The organism is Colwellia psychrerythraea, from assembly GCF_000764185.1.
Classification (GTDB): domain Bacteria; phylum Pseudomonadota; class Gammaproteobacteria; order Enterobacterales; family Alteromonadaceae; genus Colwellia; species Colwellia psychrerythraea_B.
In genome coordinates, this window is sequence record NZ_JQEC01000046.1 from 25,834 (window position 1) to 52,172 (window position 26,339).

General features: G+C 38.6%; 20 protein-coding genes. 13 read left to right on the forward strand and 7 right to left on the reverse strand.

Annotated features, from left to right (window positions below):
* Positions 1 to 50: 50 nt before the first annotated feature.
* From GAB14E_RS06050 to nqrM, 9 genes are all read left to right on the forward strand, one after another.
* Positions 51 to 3,230: a ligand-binding sensor domain-containing diguanylate cyclase gene (locus GAB14E_RS06050; protein WP_033083493.1), complete on the forward strand. Its 3,180-nt coding sequence runs from the start codon at positions 51 to 53 to the stop codon at positions 3,228 to 3,230.
* 793 nt (positions 3,231 to 4,023) lie between these two features.
* Positions 4,024 to 5,361: a Na(+)-translocating NADH-quinone reductase subunit A gene (locus tag GAB14E_RS06045; protein WP_033083531.1), complete on the forward strand. Its 1,338-nt coding sequence runs from the start codon at positions 4,024 to 4,026 to the stop codon at positions 5,359 to 5,361.
* Between the two features lie 2 nt (positions 5,362 to 5,363).
* Complete coding sequence (locus GAB14E_RS06040; RefSeq protein ID WP_033083494.1) at positions 5,364 to 6,566, forward strand: NADH:ubiquinone reductase (Na(+)-transporting) subunit B; 1,203 nt, start codon at positions 5,364 to 5,366, stop codon at positions 6,564 to 6,566.
* Positions 6,559 to 7,329: a Na(+)-translocating NADH-quinone reductase subunit C gene (locus GAB14E_RS06035; protein WP_033083495.1), complete on the forward strand. Its 771-nt coding sequence runs from the start codon at positions 6,559 to 6,561 to the stop codon at positions 7,327 to 7,329. Before GAB14E_RS06040 ends, GAB14E_RS06035 begins: the two co-directional genes overlap by 8 nt.
* Positions 7,329 to 7,952, forward strand: coding sequence for an NADH:ubiquinone reductase (Na(+)-transporting) subunit D (locus GAB14E_RS06030; protein ID WP_033083496.1), 624 nt, complete (start codon positions 7,329 to 7,331; stop codon positions 7,950 to 7,952). Before GAB14E_RS06035 ends, GAB14E_RS06030 begins: the two co-directional genes overlap by 1 nt.
* A gap of 4 nt (positions 7,953 to 7,956) precedes the next feature.
* Positions 7,957 to 8,580 carry an NADH:ubiquinone reductase (Na(+)-transporting) subunit E gene (gene nqrE, locus GAB14E_RS06025; protein ID WP_033083497.1) on the forward strand — a complete coding sequence of 208 codons (624 nt, stop codon included), beginning with the start codon at positions 7,957 to 7,959 and terminating at the stop codon, positions 8,578 to 8,580.
* 63 nt (positions 8,581 to 8,643) lie between these two features.
* Positions 8,644 to 9,867, forward strand: a complete 1,224-nt coding sequence (gene nqrF, locus GAB14E_RS06020; RefSeq protein WP_033083498.1) for an NADH:ubiquinone reductase (Na(+)-transporting) subunit F — start codon at positions 8,644 to 8,646, stop codon at positions 9,865 to 9,867.
* Positions 9,868 to 10,095: 228 nt separating this feature from the next.
* Positions 10,096 to 11,115 (forward strand): FAD:protein FMN transferase, encoded by a 1,020-nt coding sequence (locus GAB14E_RS06015; protein WP_033083499.1) that lies wholly within the window; start codon positions 10,096 to 10,098, stop codon positions 11,113 to 11,115.
* 95 nt (positions 11,116 to 11,210) lie between these two features.
* The gene (gene nqrM, locus GAB14E_RS06010; RefSeq protein ID WP_033083500.1) at positions 11,211 to 11,441 is read left to right on the forward strand and encodes a (Na+)-NQR maturation NqrM; all 231 of its coding nucleotides are present in this window, start codon (positions 11,211 to 11,213) and stop codon (positions 11,439 to 11,441) included.
* A gap of 149 nt (positions 11,442 to 11,590) precedes the next feature.
* Here the strand turns inward: nqrM and dxs are convergent, their stop codons facing one another.
* Genes dxs through GAB14E_RS05995 form a run of 3 tightly spaced genes read right to left on the reverse strand, consistent with a single transcriptional unit; the run spans position 11,591 to position 14,688 of the window.
* Positions 11,591 to 13,483 (reverse strand): 1-deoxy-D-xylulose-5-phosphate synthase, encoded by a 1,893-nt coding sequence (dxs, locus tag GAB14E_RS06005; RefSeq protein WP_033083501.1) that lies wholly within the window; start codon positions 13,481 to 13,483, stop codon positions 11,591 to 11,593.
* A 54-nt stretch (positions 13,484 to 13,537) separates the two neighbouring features.
* Positions 13,538 to 14,440: a (2E,6E)-farnesyl diphosphate synthase gene (gene ispA, locus GAB14E_RS06000; protein ID WP_033083502.1), complete on the reverse strand. Its 903-nt coding sequence runs from the start codon at positions 14,438 to 14,440 to the stop codon at positions 13,538 to 13,540.
* A complete protein-coding gene (locus tag GAB14E_RS05995) occupies positions 14,440 to 14,688 on the reverse strand; it encodes an exodeoxyribonuclease VII small subunit (protein WP_033083503.1) in 249 nt (82 codons plus the stop codon). Before GAB14E_RS05995 ends, ispA begins: the two co-directional genes overlap by 1 nt.
* A gap of 274 nt (positions 14,689 to 14,962) precedes the next feature.
* Between GAB14E_RS05995 and pomA the strand changes: the two genes are divergently transcribed.
* The 3 genes from pomA (at position 14,963) to thiI (ending at position 18,250) form a co-directional block, all read left to right on the forward strand.
* Entirely contained in the window at positions 14,963 to 15,727 is a 765-nt protein-coding gene (gene pomA / locus GAB14E_RS05990; RefSeq protein WP_033083504.1) for a flagellar motor protein PomA, read from the forward strand.
* Positions 15,728 to 15,738: 11 nt separating this feature from the next.
* The gene (locus GAB14E_RS05985; protein ID WP_033083505.1) at positions 15,739 to 16,683 is read left to right on the forward strand and encodes a flagellar motor protein MotB; all 945 of its coding nucleotides are present in this window, start codon (positions 15,739 to 15,741) and stop codon (positions 16,681 to 16,683) included.
* A 112-nt stretch (positions 16,684 to 16,795) separates the two neighbouring features.
* Positions 16,796 to 18,250 carry a tRNA uracil 4-sulfurtransferase ThiI gene (thiI, locus tag GAB14E_RS05980; protein ID WP_033083506.1) on the forward strand — a complete coding sequence of 485 codons (1,455 nt, stop codon included), beginning with the start codon at positions 16,796 to 16,798 and terminating at the stop codon, positions 18,248 to 18,250.
* A gap of 138 nt (positions 18,251 to 18,388) precedes the next feature.
* Here thiI and GAB14E_RS05975 read toward each other — a convergent pair whose 3' ends face one another.
* Together GAB14E_RS05975 and GAB14E_RS24260 are read right to left on the reverse strand one after the other, a co-directional pair.
* The gene (locus GAB14E_RS05975; protein WP_231562080.1) at positions 18,389 to 19,378 is read right to left on the reverse strand and encodes a ketopantoate reductase family protein; all 990 of its coding nucleotides are present in this window, start codon (positions 19,376 to 19,378) and stop codon (positions 18,389 to 18,391) included.
* A gap of 43 nt (positions 19,379 to 19,421) precedes the next feature.
* Positions 19,422 to 19,802 carry a VanZ family protein gene (locus GAB14E_RS24260; RefSeq protein ID WP_052093904.1) on the reverse strand — a complete coding sequence of 127 codons (381 nt, stop codon included), beginning with the start codon at positions 19,800 to 19,802 and terminating at the stop codon, positions 19,422 to 19,424.
* 180 nt (positions 19,803 to 19,982) lie between these two features.
* Here GAB14E_RS24260 and GAB14E_RS05970 point away from each other — a divergent pair, with 180 nt between their 5' ends.
* Positions 19,983 to 20,465, forward strand: a complete 483-nt coding sequence (locus GAB14E_RS05970; protein ID WP_033083508.1) for a YajQ family cyclic di-GMP-binding protein — start codon at positions 19,983 to 19,985, stop codon at positions 20,463 to 20,465.
* Positions 20,466 to 20,592: 127 nt separating this feature from the next.
* Here the strand turns inward: GAB14E_RS05970 and GAB14E_RS05965 are convergent, their stop codons facing one another.
* Both GAB14E_RS05965 and GAB14E_RS05960 read right to left on the reverse strand, forming a co-directional pair.
* Positions 20,593 to 23,499, reverse strand: a complete 2,907-nt coding sequence (locus GAB14E_RS05965) for a TonB-dependent receptor plug domain-containing protein (protein ID WP_033083509.1) — start codon at positions 23,497 to 23,499, stop codon at positions 20,593 to 20,595.
* Positions 23,500 to 23,625: 126 nt separating this feature from the next.
* Positions 23,626 to 26,010, reverse strand: a complete 2,385-nt coding sequence (locus GAB14E_RS05960; protein ID WP_033083510.1) for a TonB-dependent receptor — start codon at positions 26,008 to 26,010, stop codon at positions 23,626 to 23,628.
* Positions 26,011 to 26,339: the final 329 nt, after the last annotated feature.

Genomic DNA, 26,339 nt, shown 5'->3' on the forward strand with positions numbered 1-26,339 from the left:
ATACTTTACTTAATTGATCAAGTCTGAAATTGGTCCGTTAGGGGTATTAATTGAGCCGTAAGTTAGTCAAAGCTTCCCTTGCTTGCTCAATTGTTTTGCTGCTTTTTTTGCTGCAATCCGCTAATGCCACTTTACAATCAAGCTCTGTGTTATCCGCCAAATATCATGCGAAAAGCCCATTAGGCGCTTTGGATGTTGAAAATTTAACCATTTTTACCATGTATCAAGACCATCAAGGCTTTATTTGGCTGGGCACCTCTGGAGGTGTTTTACGTTATGACGGCTACGAGTTCAAAAGTACTAGTACAGACTTAGAACAGCTAGAGGTTTGGTCTATCATACAAGATGAAAATAATGACCTATGGTTTGGAACACGCAATAAAGGCTTAGTTAAGCTGGCAAATAACAGTCAAAAAATCACACTGTTTCAGCATGATAAAAATAATCTAAACAGCTTAAGTCATAATAATATTCGGAAACTTTTACTGTCTCAAGAAGGGGAGTTGTACATTGCAACATCTGGTGGAGGTTTAAATAAATTCAATGCAGCTAAAAATAACTTTCAAAGAATACAGTTGGATAAAAACCACAATCCGGCGACTTTATATTTACGGGATTTGGTGGAGGATACTAATGGGGATTTATGGATAGCCACTCGTGATTTTGGTGTTATTAAAAGAGCTAAACAAACAGGTCGGCTAACTTACTTTCAAAGCAGCCCATCAGATAGCTACACCCTATCGAGTAATATGATTCAAGCATTAACCTTTGATGTTGATAAACAAAATTTGTGGGTTGGTACTTGGGGAGGTGGTTTAAATCTGCTTGATATCAATACAGGTAGCGTAAGGCGACTCTACTCAGGTAACTCTGATGCTAATATAGCTGGACCACGAACAATTGTTTCTATGATGAGGGATACGCAAAACACTTTGTGGTTGGGTACGCTTAACGGGGTTGCTTACTTTGATTTAACGACAAAAAAATTTCACTACTTAAAAGATGAGTACTCAGAATTCTCAATGCTAGAACACGCCGCATACTACGCTTTAATGAGTGATGATTTTGGCAGCATTTGGCTAGGAAGTTGGCATGGGAAATTACATTACCTTGCTTTAGATGATCATAACTTTTATTTGGAGAATTTAATTGAATATTTTCCAGGCACTATTCATGAAAAGTCGATATCGTCAATCCTTACGGATCACTCTGGAAATATTTGGCTCGGCACCGAAACAAGTGGTGTTCTCTATTTAAGCGCCAATATGCAATTAATTAAACATTTTCAACATCAAACTACAGATAATAATTCATTGTCGGATAATGCAATAACCACGATTATACAGCAGCAAAATGGTGATGTTTGGGTTGGCACTATGAATGGCGGCCTTAATAAGTACCAAAAAGAATCAGGTGGTTTTCTTACATATACTTTATTTAATAAACAGGGAGGAAGTCAGGCAAGCGATTATATTAGCGTCATTTTTGAATATCAAGATATGCTACTCATTGGTACTGCTAGTGGTTTATATGAGTTTAATTTACAGGATAATGAAATAAAGCAGATAAACCTTGTTGGTAAGAATCAAGAAAATAACAGTAATGGCACTGTTAATGCTATTTTCCTCGATAGCAAGTTGAAGTTGTGGTTGGCGACCACTGAGGGCATTTATTTAAAACAATTTGGGAAGCCATTTGAATTAGTGCTTAGTTTTAATGAAAAGCTTGCGGCGAATAGCGCTAGGTTTTCAAGAGTAGCCAATGTATTGGAAGACGGGCAGGGTAATATTTGGCTGGCCACCAATACAGGCCTATGGCAAATAGAGGAAATTGTAAAAAGTCATAATGGTAAAACCGTTTTAGAACTACAGCAGTATTTATCAACTATATTGTCAGGAATGCAAAAAGATAAAGAGGGTATGCTTTGGCTGGCCAGCAATAATAACCTATACCGCTTTTCACCGATAAATCATCAATTTGATACCTTTAGTATATTAGATGGCATACAGGGCGGCTTTAATAACGCAGCTCACAGTCTATCGGAAAATAACCAATTATATTTTGGCTCTAACTATGGGTTACTATCCTTTGAACCTGACAATATAGTGGTAAAAAATCACCAGATTAAAATTACTATTGATGATCTGCTACTCGCAAATAAATCAGTGCAAGTGCATGAAGAAAGTCAAATCCTTACAAAACCTATAGATCAAACCGAACATTTAACGCTAGCTCATAACGAAAATATTATTTCATTTGATATATCGGCTTTAGATTTTAGGAAACCGAACAAAGTTATCTATCAGCATAGGTTACTTGGCTTTGATGAGGCTTGGGTTGAAAGTACCGCTAAAAACAGGCGTATTACCTATACTAACCTAGCTCCAGGCGATTACACTTTGTCGATTAAAGGCGCATTTAGTTTTAATCCGGTTTGGGGAGAAAGCACTGAACTCTCTATAACTATATTACCACCGCTCTGGTGGACATGGTGGGCAAAAATTATTTATGTTCTGCTTGTTTTAATGTTTCTTAAGATTAGTTATCAATTACATAAGCACAGGATCCTTTTCATTGCTTATGAACAGGCAGCATTAACTGATTCTTTAACCGGTCTAAAAAATAGGCGCTTTTTAGAGAGTACAATAGATCAAGATATCTCTCAGTCAATGCGCTTGAAGAAGGATAATACGCCTAATGCAGATGTAACTTTTTTCTTTGCCGATATTGATTTTTTTAAAGAGGTTAATGATGACTACGGTCATGAGTCCGGTGACATGATTTTGAAACAATTTTCAGCGCTATTAATGGCTGTTTTTCGCTCATCTGATCATATTATTCGTTGGGGAGGAGAGGAGTTTCTTATTGTTTCACGATTTACTCAGGCTAATAGAGCTCAAGAAATGGCGGAGCGCTTGCGTATTCAAGTCAATAAGGCTGATTTTAGAATTTCAAATGGCACAACCATCAAAAAGTCTGTCTCTATTGGCTTTACTACTATTCCCTTTGAACGAGCTGCAACTTGTCGTTTGAGCTGTTCGCAACTAATTGAAGTTGCTGATAAAGCGCTCTATTATGTAAAGGAAAATGGTCGAAATGGTTGGGCAGGTATCTCCGCAGGTGAGCACTTTGATCTAAATAAGTTTGACCGTGTTGGCACTTTTAGTTTAATCGATAAAGTTGAAAGTGGGGAAATATTGTTAATAAGTAAATTATCTCAAAGTAATTGAAGCACATATTCATCATACCAAATGTAGTTACTTGTAGAGCATAACCATACCAAGTGATCTTGTTATTGAGTAAATGTTACAAGGCTTGATAAACATAGTTATATTTACCATAAATATGATAACTAGTGATATGTGATGACTTAGGAGGCTAGTTTTAATTATTTTTTGTAATAGCAACAGTCACCACCTTTCTTTTTACTCAGGTAGTTATTTTTATGCAAGCCCTGTTTTAAATATACGTAGGTAGTTGGTACTTAACTCTGTATTTACCATCTTCTGATTTAATCTCACTAACGTGTTTTACTGTTTGTGTTTACACTAACGGTTAGTTTCTTTTAGGTAGAATATTTGCAGATATTTATCATTATTCACCTTTGATTTTTAAAAAATGACGAGTTAATACATAGCTTAATTTAATGAGATTATTAACTAAAGCGTATTTGATGCAATAGATATTTTGTTACTCAGACTAATTTATCGACAAAAGCTACGCAAAAAACACATTAATGAGCTAAATTGTAATGAAAAATTTCGAATGCCCGTAGAATAAAAAGGTCATTTTATGGTACTATCGCGCCAGAAAATTTTAACTTAGAGCCAGTGGATATTTTTCTTTAGTGGTAACACTAAAATTAATTGTTCACTGAAATACACTGAAGTCGGTGACTTAATATTTATCTAATTGATATTTATACTTTAGCTTTGTTTTTACATGGTTTTAGGGTAGTTGGTATTCATTAGATAAACTAAGGAACTGATTTTTATACTCCCATCAAAAGTAGTGCAAGTGTTTATGATTACGATAAAAAAAGGCTTGGATGTACCTGTAAAAGGTGCTCCCCAGCAGGTAATCCATGATGGTCCGTCCATCAAAACCGTTGCAACACTCGGTGAAGAGTTTGTGGGTATGCGTCCAACCATGTTTGTAAAAGTGGGTGATCGTGTTAAAAAAGGTCAAGCGATTTTTGAAGATAAAAAAAATCCTGGCGTTAAATTCACAGCTCAAGCTGCCGGTGTTGTTAAAGAAATTAACCGTGGTGAAAAACGTGTTTTACAATCAGTTGTTATCGATGTAGATGGCTATGATCAAGAAACATTTACCGCTTATCCAGCAACTGAATTCGCTTCAATAGCACGTGAAGATGTTGTAAAAAACCTAGTCGATTCAGGTTTATGGACAGCGTTTAGAACTCGCCCATTTAGCAAAGTACCTGCTGTTGATAGTACTCCTGCTGCGATTTTTGTTAGCGCTATGGATACTAATCCTTTAGCTGCAAATTCAGAAGTTATCATCAATGAGCAAAGTGAAGCGTTTAAAAATGGTCTAACCATTTTATCTCGTTTAACGACAGGCGAAGTTTTTGTTAGCAAAGCACCAGGGGCGAACATCCCTGTAGATGACAATGCTACTGTAACTGAATTTGCGGGTAAACATCCTGCAGGCCTTGTAGGTACACATATTCATTTCTTAAAATCAGCAAGTGCAGAACGTTTCGTTTGGCATGTTGGTTACCAAGATGTAATTGCTATTGCCAAGTTATTCACTACCGGTGAACTTGATAATAACCGTGTGATTTCTCTTGCCGGTCCTGCAGCAACTAACCCACGTTTAATACGTACGGTTCTGGGTGCAAGCACTGCTGAATTATCAGCAGGCGAAGCAATTGACGGTGAATTACGTGTAGTATCTGGCTCATTATTAATGGGTTCAACGGCTACTGCGGTTCACGGTTACTTAGGTCGTTACAATGTGCAAGTATCATTAATTCTTGAAGGTCGAGAAAAAGACTTTATTGGTTATATGTATCCAGGTGCAAATAAGTTCTCGGTAACACGTGCCTATTTATCGCACTTTTTTCCAAGTAAGTTATTTAATATGACTACTACGACTAACGGTAGCTCACGTGCCATGGTACCAATCGGTAACTTTGAACGTGTTATGCCATTAGATATTTTACCTACCTTGTTTTTACGCGATATCTGCTCTGGTGATACCGATGGCGCGCAACAACTAGGTGCCTTAGAGCTAGACGAAGAAGATTTAGCACTGTGTACATTTGTTTGCCCTGGCAAAACAGATTACGGTGTAATTCTACGTGATTGCCTAACCACAATCGAAAAGGAAGGTTAGTCATGGGCTTGAAAAAGTTTATTGAAGATATTGAACCGCATTTTGAAAAAGGCGGCAAACATGAAAAGTGGTTTGCACTTTACGAAGCAGTTGCTACCGGCTTATTTACTCCTGGGTATGTGAACAAAGGTAAAACGCATCTTCGTGATAGCATCGACTTAAAACGTATCATGATCACAGTATGGTTAGCGGTTTTCCCTGCCATGTTCTTTGGTATGTACAACATTGGTTATCAAGCTGTTGATGCCTTAGCCGCTGGTTATGCTTTACCACAATCTTGGCAGGTTGATTTATTTACCTTGCTTGGTGGAACGCTAACCGCAAGTGCTGACTGGTTTAGCATGATGTTGTATGGTGCTTGTTTCTTCCTACCTATCTATGCGGTTACTTTTGCCGTAGGTGGTTTCTGGGAAGTGCTATTTGCTGCTGTGCGTAAACATGAAGTGAATGAAGGCTTCTTCGTTTCTTCTATTTTATTTGCACTTATCCTGCCAGCAAGTATTCCTTTATGGCAAGTAGCCATTGGTATTACTTTTGGTATTGTTATCGCTAAAGAAATCTTTGGTGGTACAGGTAAAAACTTCTTAAATCCTGCATTAGCAGGTCGTGCGTTTTTATTCTTTGCTTATCCAGCACAAATTTCTGGTGATGCTGTATGGGTTGCTGCTGACGGTTTCTCTGGCGCAACTATGCTTAGCTCTGCAGGTCAAGGTCTTGTTGATTACTCAATGAATGCTGACTGGTGGAACGCTTTCTGGGGCTTTATTCCTGGTTCAGTAGGTGAAGTATCAACTTTCGCTATCCTACTTGGTGGTGCATATATCCTTTATAAAGGCATTGCTTCATGGCGCATCGTATTAGGTGTGTTCGGTGGTATGGTGGCAACATCATTGCTATTCAACTTAATTGGTAGCGATACTAATGCTTTATTTGCTATGCCTTGGCATTGGCACTTAGTTATTGGTGGTTTTGCTTTTGGTATGATGTTTATGGCGACAGACCCAGTTTCTGCGTCATTTACTAACACTGGTAAGTATTGGTTTGGTGCCTTAGTTGGTGTCATGGTTGTACTAGTACGTGTAGTAAACCCTGCTTTCCCTGAAGGTATGATGTTAGCTATCTTATTTGCTAACTTGTTTGCGCCATTGTTTGATTACTTTGTTGTTAAAGGCAATATAAAACGGAGGCTTGCACGCAATGTCTAGTAAAAAAGAAACATTCGGTGGAACGGTTGGTTTTGTACTAGCTGTTTGTGTGGTTTGTGCATTGTTAGTATCTTTTTCTGCAGTGCAGTTAAAACCATTACAACAAGCAAACAAGTTACTTGATCAACAAACTAAAATTTTAGAAGCTTCAGGGCTTTTAGAAAAAGCCGGCAAAGACATTGTAAAAACTTACAATGAATTTGTTGTGGCACGTTTAGTTGACCTTGATTCTGGTGAATTCGTTGAAGGTGATGTAATCAACTTTGATGAACGTCGTAACGCTCGTGATAAAGCTTTATCAATTAAACCTGAAAATGATTTAGCGGGTATCAACCGTCGTTCAAATACGTCTGTTGTTTATTTAGTTAAAAACGAAGCTGGTTCAATTGACACTGTAGTATTCCCTATCGTAGGTTCTGGTTTATGGGACTTAATGTATGGTTATGTTGGCTTAGAAGCTGATTTAAATACAGTGAAAAGTGTTATCTATTCTGATCATAAAGAAACTCCTGGATTAGGTGCTGAAGTACTTAACCCTAGATGGAAAGCTTTATGGCCAGGTAAGAAAATATATAACGACGCTGGTGAAGTAAAAGCTAGACTTGTTAAAGGTGGCGCTAAAGCTAATGACATCCACGGTGTGGACGCGTTATCAGGTGCAACGTTAACAAGTAACGGTGTTACTCACACATTACAGTTTTGGTTTGGTAAAGAAGGTTTTAAAACTTTCATTGCTAACTATCGTGCAGAAGGGGTTAAATAATGTCTTCAGATGCTAAAAAAGTATTAACGGGTCCTATTGTTGACAATAACCCGATTGCATTACAAGTACTGGGTATTTGTTCTGCATTGGCTGTAACAAGCTCAATGGCTAATGCGTTAGTAATGACCTTAGCGGTTGTTTTCGTAACAGCATTTTCTAACTTGTTTATTTCAATTATTCGTAACCATATCCCATCAAGTGTACGTATTATCGTGCAGATGGCGATTATCGCGTCACTGGTAATTGTGGTTGACCAAGTATTGAAAGCATTCTCTTACCAGTTATCAAAAGAATTAGCCGTTTTCGTTGGCCTAATTATTACTAACTGTATTGTAATGGGTCGTGCTGAAGCTTTTGCTATGAAAGAAAAGCCGGTAGTGAGCTTTTTAGATGGTATCGGTAACGGCTTAGGCTACGGTGCAATCTTAATGACTGTTGCCTTTTTCCGTGAGTTATTTGGTTTTGGTACATTATTCAATATTGAGATCTTACCACTCGTTCAAAATGGTGGTTGGTATCAAGCGAATGGTTTATTAGTATTACCATTTAGTTCATTCTTCGTTATTGGTTTAATCATTTGGGCTATTCGCCAATGGAAACCAGAACAAGTAGAGAAGGATTAATAGCATGGAACATTATATTGCATTATTCGTTAAAGCTATTTTCATTGAAAACATCGCTTTAATGTTTTTCTTAGGTATGTGTACTTTCCTTGCGGTATCGAAAAAAGTTGATACGGCTATTGGTTTAGGTGTTGCTGTTGTTGTGGTACTTGGTTTGGCTGTTCCTATGAACCAAATCATTTATCAAGCAGTATTAGCACCAGGTGCACTTGATAGCCTTATGGGCATTACCGATCCAAAAGAATCAATTGATTTAAGCTTCTTATCTTTTATTACCTTTATCGGTGTAATTGCAGCTTTAGTTCAAATCTTGGAAATGGTTCTAGACAAATACTTCCCTGCGCTTTATCAAGCACTAGGAATCTTCTTACCATTAATCACTGTAAACTGTGCAATTTTTGGTGCCGTGTCTTTCATGGTAGCGAAAAACCTAACACTAGGTGAAAGTGTTGTTTACGGAGTTGGCTCTGGTATTGGTTGGGCACTAGCTATTGTTTTATTAGCTGGCTTGCGCGAGAAGATGAAATACTCTGATATTCCAGACGGCCTTAAAGGTTTGGGTATTACGTTTATCACCTCAGGATTGATGGCTTTTGGCTTTCTATCTTTTGGTGGTATTTCCCTATAGGTTTGGTTGGTGTAGTGCGCAAAAATGCGAACTACACCCTTAGAGAAGTTTAAGGAAAAGTCGATGGAAATAATTCTCGGCGTATCGATGTTTACCACAATAGTTGTTCTTTTAGTGTTAGTGATTTTATTTGCTAAGTCTAAATTAGTATCAAGTGGTGATGTTACGATTAGCATAAATGGCGACCCTGAAAAAGCAGTAGTAACTGCTGCGGGTGGCAAATTATTAGGTGCATTAGCTGATCAAGGGATTTTTATTCCTTCAGCATGTGGCGGTGGCGGTACTTGTGGCCAATGTCGTGTTGATGTGCATTCAGGCGGTGGCGATATTCTTCCAACGGAAGAAGGTCACATCAATAAACGTCAAGCGAAAGCTGGTTGTCGTTTAGCATGTCAAGTTGCAGTTAAACAAGACATGGTAATTGAAGTTGAAGATGAAATCTTTGGCGTGCAAAAATGGGAATGTGAAGTTATCTCTAATGATAACCAAGCAACCTTCATCAAAGAATTAGTGTTAAGAATTCCTGATGGCGAATCAGTACCGTTTAAAGCGGGTGGTTACATACAAATTGAAGCACCAGCACATCATGTTAAATACAGTGATTTTGACATTGATGAGCAGTACCGTGGCGATTGGAAACACTTTGGTTTCTTCGATGTTGAATCGAAAGTTGAAGAAGAAACTTTACGTGCCTACTCAATGGCAAGTTACCCAGAAGAGGAAGGCATTATTATGCTGAACGTGCGTATTGCTACGCCTCCTCCTGGACGCTTACATTTACCTGCAGGTAAAATGTCTTCGTACATCTTCAGTCTTAAAGCTGGTGATAAAGTAACTATTTCAGGTCCATTTGGTGAGTTCTTCGCTAAAGAAACTGATAATGAAATGGTCTTTATCGGTGGTGGTGCTGGTATGGCGCCAATGCGTTCTCATATCTTTGACCAACTTAAGCGTCTTAAGTCTAAGCGTAAGATGAGTTTCTGGTACGGTGCCCGTTCTAAACGTGAAATGTTCTATGAAGATGACTATAACGGCCTTGCGGCTGAAAATGACAACTTTGTATGGCATGTTGCTTTGTCTGATCCACAACCAGAAGATAACTGGGATGGCATGACAGGTTTTATTCATAATGTACTTTTTGAAAATTACTTGAAAGATCATGATGCACCAGAAGATTGTGAATACTACATGTGTGGTCCACCAATGATGAATGCTGCTGTTATCGGTATGCTTAAAGATCTTGGTGTAGAAGACGAGAATATAATGTTGGATGACTTTGGTGGCTAATATTTTACTTAAGCTTGCTTAGTGGCGCTACTTCATCGTTAGATGTACTCACCTATAGTCATAGGCTCCGTGCATCCGCCTTGAATTAGCACCCCCAGTCAGCGCTTAAGGTTAAAATATACTGTTGAAGCACATTAAAATAAGGACGACTTCGGTCGTCCTTATTATTTATATCGCTATGTTTTTTTCAAAAGAATATAGCGATATAAATAATAATTTGGAATCCTTATGAATAAACTAAAACTAGTGTTTTTTACAGCATCAGTGTTGTTGCTATCGGCTTGTTTCCCGAGTAATCCTTCAAATAAAATTGAAGTATTACTGCAAGGTCGCACCATGGGTACTACGTATAATATCAAGGTTGTTGCGACCGAAGAGCAAGTTGAAGCACTGAAGTTGAAGCAAAAAATTGATGCCGTGTTAAAGCAAGTTAACCAAGAAATGTCGACTTATATAAATAACTCAGAAATCTCACTGTTTAACCAGTCAAAATCCACCGAATCAATCGAAGTATCAGCAGGCTTTGCACGTGTGCTCAAAGAATCAATTCGTCTTGGTCAATTAACTGAAGGCAAGCTTGATGTAACGGTTGGGCCATTAGTTAATCTTTGGGGCTTTGGCCCGGAGCAACGTCCAGAAACAGTGCCAAGTGATGAGGTATTAGCGGCAACTAGAAAGCGCGTTGGTTTACAAAACTTATTACTAGAAGGCAACCTACTTTCTAAAAAGGTACCTGATTTATATGTTGATTTATCTACCACGGCAAAAGGCTACGGTGTAGATATTGTTGCTGAGTTAATTGAAAGTAATGGCTTTACCAACTACTTAGTAGAAATTGGCGGAGAAATGCGCTTAAAGGGCTTTAAACACACGGGTGAGTTATGGGCTATTGCTATAGAAAAGCCGATAACGACAGAACGTAGTGTACAACAGGTTATTATTCCTAAAGATAATGCTGTAGCAACTTCGGGTGATTACCGTAATTATTTTGAGGCGGGTGGTGTTCGGTTTTCACATATAATTGATCCCGATACCGGTAAGCCTATTAATCATAATTTAGTATCCGTTACTGTTATTCACCCCTCATCAATGACAGCAGATGGCTTGTCTACTAGTTTAATGGTCATGGGAATGGAAAAGGGCATGGCTTTTGCTGCGGATAACGATCTGGCGGCATTATTTATTTCTAAGACTGAAAATGGCTTTGATGAGCGATTTACGGTAAAATTCAAACAATATTTAAAGTAAAATGTGTAAGGTTTATTTTATGACAATGACTCTTGTCCAGAGCATTGGCTATTTTAGTTAAGTAAGCAAATTGAACGAGTTGAGAGCATAACATTATGATGATTTTCTTTATTACCTTTGGTTTTTTCCTTGTGGTAGGCGCTGCAATGGCAGTTGGTTATATTTTTCAAAACAGAACATTAGCAGGGAGTTGTGGTGGTTTAGCAAGTGTTGGCATCGATAAAGAGTGTAACTGTGATAACCCTTGTGAAAAGCGTCAAGAACGAGAAAAAAAAGCAGCACTTGAAGATAACTTAAGAAACAAAATTGACGTAACAAACTTATAATTGAGAGGGCTTTATAGCGGTTTACGATTGCTAAACTAGGCTGGATTTTATATGTTTTGTTAATAAAAAAGGATAATGAAGTAAATTCATTATCCTTTTTTATTGGGCGCTAGCCCTAGTAAGATTATTCAATATGAATTGCAATAGAACTAGCTAGTAAACTTGCGTATCTTAGCAATAATTCCTTGGGCATCTAAGCCTAGTTCATGATGTACTTCTTCTTGAGTACCATGTTTAACGAAATGATCAGCAACGCCAATGTTGAGAATACTCACTGGTTTACCTTGTGAAAGTAGATACTCATTAACACCTGAGCCTGCACCACCGGCAATGGCATTATCTTCAATAGTCACTAGATAGTCATGATTGGCATTGAGTTCATCAATCAGTGTTTCATCTAGTGGCTTAACAAAACGCATATCAACCAAGGTGGCATTAAGTTCTAGCGCGGCTTTCTTAGCCTCTGCCAACATAGAGCCAAAACTTAATATGGCTATATATTTACTTGCTTTATTTTTGCTTTCTCTCGCCTCACCGGTGAGGATGTTTATACCTCTGCCTAATTCAATAGTTTCATCAACGCTAGGTAACATCGCACCAGTACCACAACCTCTAGGGTAACGAACAACGCTAGGGCCATTATGTTTAAAACCAGTATTAAGCATTAACTGGCATTCTCGTTCATCAGAAGGGGCCATGATCACGGTATTAGGAATACAACGTAAAAAACTTAAATCAAACACGCCCTGATGGGTAGCGCCGTCAGCACCAACAATACCCGCACGGTCAACAGCAAACATAATCGGCAAGTTCTGGATGGCGACATCGTGAATAAATTGATCATACCCACGTTGTAAGAAACTTGAATAAATCGCAACTACTGGCTTTTGACCACCAATAGCAAGGCCTGCAGCATAGGTAACTGCATGTTGTTCAGCTATTGCTACATCAAAGTACTGGTCTGGAAAACGTTGGCTAAATTCAACCATACCAGAGCCTTCGGCCATAGCAGGGGTAACAGCAACTAATTTATTATCAACTTCAGCGGTTTTACACAACCAGTCACCGAATATCTTTGAATAATTAGGTAAACTAGGCTTAGCTTTGGGTAAATTTGTGTCTTCGGGATTAAATTTAGGTACCGCATGATACTTAATTGGATCTTGCTCTGCCGCTTGATAACCCTTACCTTTTTTAGTGGCAATATGAAGTAACTGTGGGCCTTTAAGGTTACGCATGTTTTTAATGGTATCAACTAAGCCATTTACGTCATGACCATCAATAGGGCCAATATAATTAAAACCAAGTTCTTCAAAGAAAGTACTCGGCACAACCATGCCCTTTAAATGCTCTTCAGCACGACTAGCCAATTCTTTAATCGGTGGGATATTGCCTAAAATCTTTTTTCCGCCCTCGCGTAAGCCAGCATAGAAGCTGCCAGAGAGCATTTTTGCCAAGTGATTATTTAGCGCACCAACGTTTTGTGAAATAGACATTTCATTATCATTTAAGATAACCAACATATCTTTATTAATGTCACCTGCATGATTTAACGCTTCAAAGGCCATACCGGCAGTCATAGCGCCATCGCCAATAACTGCGACGGTTTTACGATTCCTAGCTTCTTTTTCTGCCGCGACAGATAAACCTAAAGCCGCAGAAATTGAAGTACTAGAGTGGCCAACACTTAAAACGTCGTATTCACTTTCTTCACGCCATGGAAAAGGGTGCAAGCCATCTTTTTGTCTGATGGTATGTAATTGATCACGGCGACCGGTCAGTATTTTATGAGGATAGGCCTGATGGCCAACGTCCCAAATTAAATGATCAAATGGTGTGTTATAAACATAATGCAAGGCAACGGTGAGTTCAATTGTGCCTAAGCCAGATGCAAAGTGGCCACTACTTTTACTTACTGAATTAAGTAAGAAGCTACGCAATTCATTACTAACACGCGTTAATTGCTCTTGCGGAAATTTGCGCAGCTCTTCTGGCGTATTTATCTGTGAAAGTAGTGGGTAGTCAGCAAGGTTTGTAGTCATAGTTTGTCTATTGGTAATAATTATTTTATTTAAGGTTTTGCACTGCCTAGTCGCTTAGTGGCTGCGCTTAACAATAAAGGTAGCAAAATCTGCTAAAGATTGGGTATTGTAAGGTAATCTAGTCAAAGCTTGAAGCGCTTGTTGTAATAAGTTTTCCGCTTTGTCTTGTGCGCCCTCTAAACCAAGGAGTGCGGGATAGGTACTTTTGTTTGCCGCTAAGTCAGATCCTACAGGTTTACCCAGCTCTTCTTCGGTCGATGTTAAGTCAATAATATCATCTTGTACTTGGTAAGCTAGGCCTATTAGTTGGGCGTAATCACTTAATATTTTTTTGTGTTCACTGGTGACTTGTTCACTACATGTCGTTGGCATCAATACAGAAGCTTTTAATAACGCGCCCGTCTTAAGAGAATGTAATTTTTCCAATTCACTTAGTGGAATGGCTTTGTTGGTTGCAGCTAAATCAAGCGCCTGCCCACCACACATACCTTGGTAACCAGAGGCATGAACCAACTGCTGAATAAGTTGTATTTGTACCTGATAGTTGGATGAGTCATCTTTCGAGGCAAAACTGTGATTCACTAATATATCAAAAGCCAGTGTCTGTAAGGCATCGCCGGCTAAAATCGCAGTGGCTTCATCAAAAGCTTTATGACAAGTAGGTTTACCGCGCCTTAGATCGTCATCATCCATGGCGGGTAAATCATCATGTAACAGAGAATAAGCATGAATACATTCTAATGCGCCAGCAACTGCATCAATATCATCTAAGTTTGCGGATATGGCTTCACCAGTAATATAAGCTAAGTAAGGGCGCATACGTTTACCACCAATCAGTAATCCATAACGCATGGCTTCAAGTAACTTAGGATCATTACTGGTAAGACTTTCAAGCTTGCCAGCTAAAAAATTATTGATTCGTTGTTGATAGTGTTCATAGGAAGTCAACGTTGTCATTAACTTTCGCCTGCACTGCTATCAAAGTCAGTCAGCTGGGCAGTGCCATTTTTTTCTAGCAGAATTTGTACTTTTTGCTCGGCAGTTTGTAATTTTACCTGGCTTAGCTGGCTAAGATTTAAACCACGTTCAAAAAGTGCCATTGATTCTTCTAAACTTAATTCACCTTGCTCTAAACTCTGTACTATAGTGTCAAGTTCGTTTAGTGACTCTTCAAAAGAGAGGTTTTCTAATTTCTTTTTAGCCATGATTTTTACTCTAAGCAGATAATGAAAAAATAATTTTGGCAAACTTACCCTAGCTTGCCACTTGGGTCAATTGACCTACGGTAATAAATGTTAAAAAATATTTTATCATTAGTGTTAAGTTATTGACACTATGGGCGATAATATACTTATTGTGTGTTTTTTATTATTCGTGATTTATTCGTTAGGTATTAGCGAATAGTTTTCACATAATGTACTATTCTTTTATTGAAGTATGGTCTTGAATTATAAATCGTTGGTTGTTTAGGAGAAGTCTGTGGATTTAGCTACGTTAATCGGCATTTTAGGTGCCATCGGTTTATTAATCATGGCGATGGTGTTATCTGGTGACATCATGATGTTTGCAGATACTCAGTCAGTCATAATTGTTTTCGGTGGTTCACTCTTTATTGTTTTATCTAATTATAACCTTGGCCAGTTTTTCGGGATAGGAAAAATCATCGGCAAAGCTTTCATGTTTAAACTAGAAAAGCCGGAAGAGTTAATCGAAAAAGCAGTAGATATGGCTGATGCCGCACGTAAAGGTGGTTTTCTTGCATTAGAAGAAGCCGAGATTACTAATCCTTTTATGCAAAAAGGCGTGGATATGCTGGTTGATGGTCACGATGCTGATGTGGTCAGAGCAACTTTGCAAAAAGATATCAACTTAACCACAGAGCGCCATGAAACTGGCTCAAATATGATGATGGCACTTGCCGATGTTGCGCCGGCAATGGGTATGATAGGTACGCTTATTGGCCTAGTTGCTATGTTATCAAATATGGATGACCCTAAATCTATTGGTCCTGCAATGGCCGTGGCTTTATTAACAACACTTTATGGCGCCTTCCTAGCCAATGTTATTGCCATTCCTATTGCTTCAAAATTGAAACTTCGCATGGCCGAAGAAAAAATGAATCAAGAGTTGGTACTCGATGCCGTACTTGGTATTCAAGATGGTCAAAACCCCCGTGTTATCGAAGGCTTATTAAGAAATTATTTAGCTGAAGGTAAAAGAAAAGTCGATACTACCGAAGAGTAGGGGAGTACCTTATGGCTGAACAAGAATGTAAGTGCCCACCTCCGGGTCTCCCTGCTTGGATGGGCACATTTGCTGATCTTATGTCACTGCTCATGTGTTTTTTCGTGCTGCTGTTATCTTTCTCTGAAATGGATGTTTTAAAATTCAAACAAATTGCAGGTTCGATGAAGTTTGCTTTTGGTGTGCAAAATAAAATTGAAGTAAAAGATATTCCTAAAGGCACTAGTATTATCGCGCAAGAGTTTCGCCCTGGTAAACCTGAGCCAACGCCGATTGAAGTCATTCAGCAACAAACCATGGAAATGACCCAGCAAATGCTTGAGTTTCAAGCGGGTGATGAAACATCGGCTGGTGGTCGTCAAGAACAACGCGGTACCGAGCGTGGTGGTCAGTCTCAAAATACCGAAGATGCTCTTTCACAACAGGCCCTGGATCAAGCTAAGCAGGATATGGAAGAAGCTGCGCAAGAGCAAGTAAATGACTTAGTCAAAAAAATAGCTGAGCAACTTGAGCAACAAATTCAAGATGGTGCAATTGAGTTAGAATCATTAGGTCAGCAGGTCATTATTCGTATTCGAGAAAATGGTTCATTTCCTTCTGGTTCGGCATTTTTACAACCTAAATTTCACCCTGTTATTAGAGAAATTGGCGAATTACTAAATACAGTACCCGGTGAAATCATGGTGTCAGGTAATACTGACAACCGCGGTGTTGATTCCGAATTATTTAGCTCTAATTGGGATCTCTCAAGCAAACGTGCGGTAGCAATCGCCCATGTACTCGTTAAAGTGCCAAACTTTGACCAGACTCGGTTAGTGGTTGCTGGTCACGCCGATACTAGACCGTTAGTACCAAATACCAATGCGCTGAATCGCCGTCGAAACCGTCGTGTTGAAATTGCTATTAATCAAGGTAAAGCGAAAGAAACTGAGCGAATTGGCATTACAAAAGACTAACAAGCAATACTTTAGCGGTATTTCGTTGTCTTAACGTTAAAAGCTTAAAAAAGACTGACAGATAGTGTACAATCCGCGCCATTATTTTTTTGTCTTTTTTAGGTTATAACCGATGAAATTTATCGTAAAGCTTCAATCCGAGATCACCATTAAATCTCGCCCCGTCCGTAAACGTTTCACTAAAATATTAGAATCGAGCGTTAAAAATGTTTTACGTCGTATTGACGAGCAAGTCACTACACGTATGAACTGGGATAATATCGAAGTTAATACTAAAGACAATTCAGCTGAAAACCGTGAACGCCTAGTTGAAGCATTAAAATGTATTCCTGGTATCCCAATGTTTTTGGAAGTTCAACAAACTGAGTTTGTTGATGTTCATGATATTTATGAAAAAACCTTGGCTGTTCACGCCGAAACTATTGAAAACAAAACTTTTTGTGTACGCGCTAAACGTACAGGTAATCATGAGTTTAACTCATTAAAAGTCGAACAATATGTTGGTGGTGGTTTAAATCAAGCGGTAGAAAGTGCCAAAGTTAAACTAAAAAATCCTGATGTTACCATACGTCTTGAAATTAAAAATAAAGACTTATTTATAGTCACTGAGCGCCATATTGGTTTAGGCGGCTTCCCAATCGCTACCCAAGAAGACGTATTGTCACTTATGTCTGGTGGTTTTGACTCGGGTGTTTCCAGTTACCAAATGATCAAAAAAGGTGCCCGTACGCATTATTGTTTCTTTAACCTTGGCGGTTCAGCACATGAAGTGGGTGTTAAACAAATAAGTTACTTCTTGTGGAACAAATATGGCGCTTCACATAAAGTAAAATTCTTTGCGGTAGATTTTGAGCCTGTTGTTGCTGAGATATTAGATAACGTCGAAAATAGCCAGATGGGTGTGGTATTAAAGAGAATGATGATTCGTGCCGCGACAAAAATAGCAGAACGAGGAAAAATTCAAGCACTGGTTACAGGTGAAAGTTTAGGTCAGGTATCAAGCCAAACATTGACTAATTTAAACGTAATTAACCGAGTAACTGACACTTTAATATTACGTCCCTTAGCCGCTTACGATAAGCAGGATATTATCGATATTGCGCGCAAAATTGGCACAGAAGAGTTTTCTAAAACCATTCCTGAATATTGTGGTGTTATCTCTAAAAAACCAACAGTTAAAGCTGTATTGTCTAAAGTTGAAGAAGAGGAATCTAACTTTGATTTCGATGTTTTAGATAAGGTTGTCAGCGAGACGCGTGTCTATGATATTCGCGATATTGGTAAAGAGACTGAAGAAGAAATTCGTGCGGTAGATCTTATTGAAAATATCCCTGAGAACGCGGTAATTGTTGATATCCGTAGTCCAGAAGAAGAGGAAGATAAACCACTAGACCTTGGCGATGTCGAAGTGAAACATATCCCTTTCTATAAACTTGCTACTCAGTTTGGCGATTTAGATATGTCAAAGGAATATTTACTTTATTGTGATCACGGTGTGATGAGTAAATTACAAGCGTTGTACTTACTTGATAATGGTTTCAAAAACGTAAAAGTGTACCGCCCTTAACTGTCACTTATTATAAGTTTTATTTAAGCCTTAATTGAACTAGTGAAGCATTAATCCCATGATTAATGTTTCATGGTTTACTTTATTGGAAGGTTTAACTATTAGTTATGACGCTAAATATTAGTTTTAATCTTAGCCTCAAGTCGTACTTTTAATATTTCGTACTTGTTGCCACAGCCGAGTATTTTCTGGCGTGGCAATATTATGCTGCTGACCTAAACGGTGAATATAACCGTTAATGTAATCAACCTCTGTAGATCTCCCCGCCAAAACATCACTACGCATTGAAGAGCAATTTTTAGCTGTTGATTGGGCTACTCTATGCACCGTTAGTTGTAAGTCACTTAATAGTAAATCTATGCTTTCTGCTTGACTGACTGCGATAATTTCAGTTAATAGTAAATTAATTTGTTCACTATAGTTCTTGTTATTTATTTTGCCATTGTCAATATTTTCAATAGCCGTAATTGGATTAATGACACAATTTATTGCCAATTTTAACCACTGCTTTGTCACTATATCTTGATGGAAGTCTACTTGGGGTAGGGCGCTGTTCAGCTGACTGATCAATTGCTCTTGTTGCCTTAAACTTAGCTCGCCCGCCAGTAGCCCTATATCACTTTGACCAAGCCCCGTGTGGGTGACAGCTAAAGGTGCATATCGGTAACTGCCATGGGTAGTTAACATAGTAAGGATCGCTTGCTGACTGGGTAATAATTTAACTACATCCGCCAAAGTCCCCATACCGTTATGAGCCAGAATGACCAGGCAATTTGGATTAATGTCTTTAGCTATTTGCTTGAGAGCATTAGCAATATGAAATGATTTAAGACATAAGATAATGACCTCGGCACTACTTATATCAGTCGTTTGACTATAACTAAGTGGGTAGCTAGTTTGATAGTTGAGCTGAGAGTTAAGTTTAGAATCTTCAGCCTGCTCTTGTATATACCGGGTAAATTGATAGCTGGCTGAGTTTAGCTGATCTTTAGTTAATAATGTTTGATTAGAGGCAAGCAGGCTGAGTTTTATGTTCAAACTTTCACTGGCTTGCGATAAATGGTGGTACCAAAGTAAGCCCATTGCTCCCTGCCCAACAACAACAATATTATTTAGTTTATTTGTCATGAGCTTATTATCTACCATTTTTAATTACTAGGGGCCAGTAAGGCTAGTTTTTAGCCTGTCGAGAGCTATTTTTAAATATATTAAGGTACAAAAATTTTGCTAATACAAATAAACTAATACCAATAACATCAGCAAAAAAGTCACCCCATTCACCACTTCGAAAACCTAAGAAAGATTGGCCTATTTCTGTCAAAGCGCCATAAAAAATAAGTAAAGGTATGCAGACAGTCAAGGATAGTTTTATAACCGAGTGGCATACCCAAGTTAAAATGAAAAAACTAGTTAAGTGCCCTATGGTATCAATTTCAGGAAATTGAAAGATTCGTTTTCTTAAATTATCGGGGAGGAACTCATGGGCAAAGAGTAATGTTATTGAAACGATAATTACTGTAAGAAAGAAGTAATAATGTTGACGAGCTTTCACAAAGAATCTACAGCTAAGTAATTAAGTAATCAGATACTAGCATGATTTACTCTGAATTTCTTGTTGGGGCTTGTAAGATACTTAGTTGCATATTTAAGACATCACTATGGTTGCGTGCTTGAATTGCAAAGGTATAATAGCGAGCATTGAATAAATTAACACCATTATAGAGAATAGATTATGCCTTCAATGGATATTGTATCAGAAACTGATTTAGAAGAAGTTCGTAATGCGGTCGATAATGCTAGTCGTGAACTAACCACACGTTTTGATTTTCGTGGTGTTGAGGCTAGTTTTGAGTGGAAAAAGCCCAATATAACCTTGAAAGCCGAAGGTGATTTTCAATTAAAGCAAATGTGCGACATGTTGCGCAGCCAACTAGCTAAACGTAATATTGATGCTAAAGCCATGAACGTTGGTGATGCGAGCGCTACCGGTAGAAACTGGAGTCAGCAAGTAACCTTTAAAGAAGGTATCGAGCAAGATATGGCTAAAAAAGTTGTAAAACTTATTAAAGCTGAAAAGTTAAAAGTACAAGCGGCTATTCAAGGTGAGCAAGTACGGGTAACAGGTAAAAAACGTGATGATTTGCAAGCAGTAATGCGTTTACTAAAAGCCGCTGAGCTAGAGCAATCTTTCCAGTATACTAACTTTAAAGACTAATCAGTGAGTCATTAAACTGTTATAGCTAAGTTCTCAGTGATAAAAAGAAAAAACCATAACGATTGTTATGGTTTTTTTGTTTTAGCTTAAGCTAATATTATTGATTACTATGAGTTAACCATTTTTATTAAAAGCTCACTTTAAGGTTTGCATAAGCACGACGACCTACTAGATCATATAAAGCGTCTTCAATATAACCCGGAGGTAATTTATCAAACATGTTACGCAGACCAACATTCACTTGCACATGATCGTTAACCACATAACCTAATGATATATCATGAGTAGTAATTGAAGGTGCATAGCCAGGTGAAATATCTTCTGGTGAACCGCCACCTGGTGATACATCAAAATTTGCAACCTTATCCATATAACGCGCAGTCCAGCTTACTTTTATGTCTTCTATGCTATAACTTGCAGTGAAGCGAGCTTGTAATTCAGGGTCTCCTACTTCGCCTTTTTTAACATCAATTTCATCAGGGCGGTCTTGAAATTCAAAACGCTCAAGCTCAAGTAATTTGCCAACAAATAATTTAACATCCATCTGCCCTGCAGCACCTAACTCACCAAGATCAAGGCCGTAGAAAATTTCCATATCTACACCTGCGGCATTGTAAGCAGAAGCATTTAAAAAGCCTGATCGAACTAAATCAATATTATGATCTGATGGGTCTCTATCGATAGCATCACAGTAATTAGCATCAATGCCACCAGTGGCATCAACACAATTATCGATAATGTCTTGTGATGCAACTTCTATAATAGCGTCTTCAATTTCAATATCGTAATAATCTAAGGTAATTGAAAAGTTTTCAATAAAATCAGGGGTCCATATGGCGCCAACCGTTAATGAGGTTGAGCTCTCTGGTGTTAATTGATCATTGCCCCCTGATAATGTATCAATACTTACACTATCACTGGCAAGCCAGCCAACAGGGATCCCAAGTGAAGCACAGTTACCTACTCTGTCTGGATCATCATCAATTCTATTAGCATCACAAGGATCTTCTATACTAGCGAAACCGGGTGATATTGGGCTAAACGCTTCATTAATATTTGGCGCACGTACCGCCTCACCAATTGTGCCGCGAAAAGAAAAACTTTCAATAGGAGCATACATCATGCCCACTTTCCATGCGTCAGTTGAACCCGCATGAGAGTAATCTGCATAACGATAAGCGGCATCAAGCGTTAATTCATGAGCTAAAAATACGTTTGCCAAAATGGGTAAACTTACTTCGGCAAACATTTCACTCACATCATACTCACCAAATTGATCTGGCGTTGCAGAGCTTAACAATACACCACTTTTCGTTAACTCATCGGTGTAGCTAGCGGATGATTCAGTGCGGTACTCAAAACCTGCTGCAATACCTACGGCGCCACCAGGTAATTCAAAAAATGCCGAAGAATCGGTTGATAAACTACCACCAATAACTTCTTGTTTGATAACATCTTCACGGGTTACATCAGCAGAAATCCAGTCCATGGCCTCAGCAGAAGCTTGACCATAACCAAACGGGTTATAAGCAGCACAAGCTCCAGCATTTACTGTGGCAGAATCTACATAATCTTCACCTTGGGCGCTGGTCAGTTGACTTCGACATATTGCTTGGCCGGTATCTGGATCAATCACAGAATCAATTGCTGCGTGCATATTGCCCGGAATTAAATCATTCTCCATTACGCGTTTATTTTTAGTTTCGCCATAAATATAAAACAATTCATAATCAAAGTCGGTGTCACCGACTGAAAATCCGCCATCAAAACCAGTAACTATGCGAAATAAATCTCGGGTGTTTTTAGCTGAACGATTACCCAATTCACCAAAAAACTTGGCCATACTTGCTGTGCCAGTACCACCAAGTTCAGTGCGCACATCATCACTTAAATAAGCATTATCAGCGACATTTATATCAATACCACCAAAGCTAAAACTTGGTTGGTATTGTTGCTGTATATCTGCTCTTGAATATTTAACGTCACCGAAGAAGTTTATGTTTTCACTGATTTCGTAGTTTATTGTTGAGCCAATCGTTGTTCTTTGTATACCCGGAGAGTAGTTCTCAAACTCCTCAGTTTGAAAAGAATAGTCACTACACTCTGCAGGGATTTGACCAAAAGCAAAGCTAGATCTTAAGCCTCGTTCACAGGCATCATGGCGATTACCTTCGGTATCAAAAGTAAAACGACTGCTAGCGAATGGGTTCATAACGCCATTATTATTGATCATTTCTGAGCCTCGCCTTGGCCCATAAAGTCTATCGGAAATACCATCTTCTTCGCCAGTATCATCAGGATTATCAAACATTCCCCAATTATCAAATTGACGGATATCAGACTTCATTACTTGTTTAATATCTTCAATACCAGCGAAAAAGGTAACGTTACCTTTACCATCGGCAATATCACCACCACCAAGTACATTAAAGGTATAATTCTCGTTACCAACACCTTCCGTTGAATTACCACCGGTAAGGTTAAACTCAAGGCCATTAAAGTCATCTTTTAAAATGACGTTAACAACACCCGATACCGCATCAGAGCCGTATATTGCTGAAGCGCCACCAGTAATAACCTCAATACGCTCAATAAGCGCTGCGGGAATGGTTGATAAATCTACTTGTGATGAGCCAGGTGCACCAGCAACATGACGTTTACCATTAATCAAAACTAAGGTACGTTTTGTGCCTAAACGACGTAAATCTACCGAGCTAATACCGGCATTTTGGTTACTATTATTATTACCAATAATTGTACTGGTTGCGCCAATTGCCGGTAACTCAGCTAATACACTGCCTAAATCAGGGTTACCAAAACGCATTAATTCTTCAGCATTTATAGTTAAAACAGGTGCAGGTGTAGATAACTCTGTACGCTTAATGCGAGAGCCAGTAACTTGAATTTTTTCTACATCAGCTTCCGCTTCCGCTTGGCTTTGCTCGGCTGAAAAAGCTGGTGTTGCTACTGATGCCGTAGCACCAATCATCATGGCTAAGCGAATGGCTTTAGCTACCTTTGTATTACTAAACATATTGTCTCCAAAATTATATAAGTATTGTTATTTTTTGATACAAGACAGCCTTGATGATGCCTAAGGTGCCTTGCTTATTTGAATGTTGTTTTGTTTAAGTCAAAACGTTCTTGTGATTACACCAATTTAAAAGAAGGTATAATCTAAACGCACTGAAATACTACGGCCTTGTAGGTAAGTGATGTATTGCTGAGCAATGGTGCTGTCAGAGCGACTTCTTGAACGCTTGTATTTAATCGCTTCATCATCAAGTAAGTTATTGATATGAAAGCTGATGGTGACATCTTCGGTTGCTTCAAGACGGGTCGATAAATTGACATAACCGTATGCAGGCACAATATCTTCCTCTTTTACGTCAAAATGAGTTTTATATTCGCCATAATAGGTGTAATCAGCACGAACAAAGGCTTGTTTACCCATAATGCTGAAACCTTGATCAAATGCTAGGTAAGCATTTGACTCTGGTACCATAGTCATGTCATCGCCTTTTTTAGCACCTATCGCATCATTATCTTCTAGAATTTCACTATCAGTTTGTGAGAAATTTAAGGTCATGGTTAAGTCATCAGTCAACTGCATTGTTGATTCAAACTCAATACCTTGGGTTTTTGCACTCCCGCCATTAGCTGTATAGCTGAAACCACACTCATCCATGTATACGTCAGTTAACATGTCAGTCCAATTTATTTGATAAATTGCAACTGCATAGTTAAAGCGGTTATCAAACGCTAAACCTTTTACACCCAATTCATAGTTTTGAACTTGATCAGACTCATAACGTTCTGTGTAATCACCCGCTGTTGGATCAGTAAGACAAGCACCAGTTAAAGGTGCATTGTTACCACCTGGGCGGTAACCTTCAGAATATAAAGCGTAAGCTGATAAGTCATTTGTCGGACGATATGACAAACTGAATTTATAACGATTACCACTTTCTTTACCACCTAGCTCATCGTTACTGGTGCCCCATAGACCAAGTGATGATGTGATCTCATTGTCAGAGATATGGTAATTACGTATACCACCATTTACTTCAAGATCACCGGCATTCCCTAGGTCAAAGACATAACTGACATCAGCAAAAAATGATAACTCTTCATCCCAAGAGTCGATAACAGAGCTCTGCCAATGTTCTTGGCGATTACCGAATAAGTTTTGGCCATAGGCAGCCATATCTTCTCCAGTTTCGTTCCATTGCTCAAAAACACTGAGGCTGATATCGTCACCAGCATGGTATTGCACCTGATAGTTAGGTACATTATTCTGTTCTGACCGATCGTAGAATACCCCTAAGGTCCAAGCTAAAGGACTAACAGTATCAAAGTTTTGTAAACGTAATTCATGGGTGGTTCTTTCTGTTGGCCAATCATTGATAATCCAGGTTTGAAACATGTCAACACCGTCTAAACGGGTCCAGTCATGCAGTGATGCGTTTTCTACTTTACGATACGAGCCCGCGTAAGCAAGTGATGCCATCTCAAAAAGATTATCGACATTGAAATTTAGAGTGAGAAGATCTGTTTCTTCTTCTGACCATGGGTCCATTGCTTCCCATATTTGGAATTTTTTGGGAACACCATTAAGTGCTATAGGCGCTGTGCCCATACGACACTCTGGTCTTTCTACACCTTGTGGGCAGTCAACGGTGAAAATATCGACGTCATAACCATGAAATGCATCAGGGTTATCAGTTAACGCATAATCATAGTAATATTCGGGTTGCGAGCGATCGCCTTGAGTTTTACCACGGGCTGCACTTTTAATATTTGAATAACCTAAGGTAAAATCTATACCGTCAGATATCTGCCACAATAATTGACTGCGAACAAAACTATTGTCTTCGTCTGACTGAACGCCAGTATTCATATTGACGTATTGTTTTTGATCATGCTCTAAATTACCGTTAATACGTAATGCTAGAGTATCGTCCATTAGGGGAACATTAATTCCCAAAGACATGTTCGAGTCATAACCGGCAACATCCTTTTCTCCGCCCGCGACCATAGAACCAAATAATTCGAACTCGTCTAACTTGGGTTTTTTAGTGATAATACGCACTGTACCGCCAATAGCATTTGAGCCATACAAAGTACCTTGTGGACCCCGCAATACTTCAACACGCTCAATATCAGAGAGGTTGGTAAACTCAAATGGAATATCATCAACGAAAGTAGCCGTAGTTCCTGGGGAATCTGAGTTACCGCCGCTTAAACCACGCAAAATTAACTCATCACCTGGCATAGCGGCACCAGCTAAAGTTCTGTATAAATCTTCAGCTTGGGTATAGTTTCTATCTGCAATTTCCATGGCTGAAATACTGGATATCGCCATCGGAATTTCTAGAATTGTTTCGGTTTTACGACGCGCAGTTACTTGAATTCTTTCTACTGCATTAGTTGCTTTTTCTTCAGTAACTTCTTCTGCAGCGTAAGTCAGGCTTGAAGCTGATAAATTGGCTATTATTGCCATGTAAATCAATGATTTTTTGTTGGTTATGTTGTTATTCTTCATGATGTTACCTTTTGTTATATGGCTCGGTTCTGCGCTAAGCTCATTCATGTTTAGATTTAATGTTATTTGTTTACTTAAAAGGTGGATTAACTGTGGCCCTTTCACTGAAGCTGAACTTTCAATTTCCCCACAATTTCTACTCTGATAAAAACGAAAGGTGAAAGGACTACATCCGTGAAGTCCTTTCACCTTCCCAAACAAACAACCAAAACTATAAAGATATGAATTAAGGCTGACAATAGGACTTTTATGCAAAACAAGGGGTTACGACTAAGTAATGGATTTTTATACAAAATAAACTAAGTTATAACCAAAGGTTATATGTTGTT